This is a genomic window from Gordonia sp. ABSL11-1 (assembly GCF_030315685.1).
In the GTDB taxonomy this organism is placed as follows: domain Bacteria; phylum Actinomycetota; class Actinomycetes; order Mycobacteriales; family Mycobacteriaceae; genus Gordonia.
Window position 1 is genome coordinate 1 of record NZ_JASXSI010000067.1, and the last position, 1,641, is coordinate 1,641.

Genomic DNA, 1,641 nt, shown 5'->3' on the forward strand with positions numbered 1-1,641 from the left:
ACCTGAGTTGGACCTCCTTAGTGCCTGGCGTTGATGGCGGCGATGATGGTTTCGGCGTCGTGGTCGAGCGGGGTGCGGGCGGTGATGGGGTGGCCGTCGATGTCGACGATGACGGTGTGGATTCGGCGCAGGGTTTGCACGATTTTCTTGATCGACATGCCGGTGCGGTTTTGCAGGTCACGGGCGATGGCGAGTGCGGCGAACACGATGGTCAGGTGCGCGTCAATCGCATCGCGGGTGCGGTGAAAGATCGGCCGTGCTTTGAGGTCGGATTTGGCCATGCGGAATGACTGCTCAACCTTCCACAGGTCATGGTAGGCCGCGACCAGGGCGTGTCCGTCCATCACCGCCGGTGCGATGTTGGTGACGTAGCCCTTGTAGCCGGCTGCTGCGCGGGCGCGCTCGATGGACTCGTCATCGAGTGCGACTGTCTGCCCGGAGATCTTCACAAATCGCTGCTTGCGCAACGGTTCTGCTTTGTCGGCCACTCGTTGAGCCCGCAGAATTTGGGCGTTGAGGGTGCGGTTGTCGCGGCGATCACGCGCCCATGTGTAATGCCACACCACCCGCCGATCGCGGCGATCGGCGCCGGTTCCCATGGGCCGGGTCAACTCGACCGCACCGCCGTCTTCGATGTAGTTGCCGCGCCGCCCGAAATGCTCCTCCAACTCTTTGGGCGCTTTCGAGGTGCGTGCGGCGACGATGAACTTCAACCCGGCATCCTCGAGCGCGTTGAGATTGGCCGCCGAGAGCATGCCGGCATCGGCGACGACAACCATGTCGGTGATCTCGTGGCGTTCGGTGAATCCGGTGATGACCGGGATCAGGGTTTTCGTCTCGGCTTTGTTTCCCTCAAAGACATGGATGTCGAGAGGGAATCCGTTGCGCGCCACCAATAGTCCGACGGTGATCTGAGGATCGACGCGCCGTTCTTTACTCATCCCGACCTTGCGTAGCTGGTCTTCGTCCTCGGCTTCGAAGTACAGCGTGGTCAGGTCGTAGAGCACCAGCGCCACACCAGGTCCCTGCGCGGTGACGTGATCGAGGCAGGCCTTCGATAATTGGCGGCGGTAGTCACGCTCGACGCAGCGGGCCAACGCGCGTTTGATGCTCGACAGGTGCGGCGCATCGATGCCGATGTCGTCGAGCACGCGCAGGGTGTCGAGTTTGCTGGTTGGCTCGACCAGCCGTGCGCATACCAACGCCGCGAAGGTGTCATCGTCGAGCGCATCGAACCCCAGTCGGCGATACGAGCCGCTCAGGGTGGTCCACAGCAGTTCGCTGCAGTAGCGGGTGATCACCGCCTCGCCAGCGGCCCGCACCTGTTGCGCACCCGATAATTGCAGGTCGAGGTGTTGCTGGCCGGCGTCGATCTTGCCTTTGGCGACCGCGATCAACGCCGCCAACTCCGCCTCGGTATGCGCGGACCCGATGTGTTCCACGATCCGCCGGCGGCCCTGCACGGTCTCGGCGATCTGCACCGCGGTCGCTCCTGATGCGGTGGTCACCTTCCGGACATACGGGCTCACCAACCGACCATATCCGACACATTTAGTGCTCGAGATTCAAGACCACCAACGTCCTGACCAGCAGCAACAATCAACCGACCCCCGAAAAACCGGTCAGGAGGTCCAACTCAGG

1 protein-coding gene is annotated in these 1,641 nt (G+C 62.7%); it reads right to left on the reverse strand.

Annotation, left to right across the window (positions count from 1 at the left end; all coding sequences use genetic code 11):
- Positions 1-17: 17 nt before the first annotated feature.
- Positions 18-1,529, reverse strand: coding sequence for an IS1634 family transposase (locus QSJ19_RS26415; RefSeq protein ID WP_502876347.1), 1,512 nt, complete (start codon positions 1,527-1,529; stop codon positions 18-20).
- Positions 1,530-1,641: the final 112 nt, after the last annotated feature.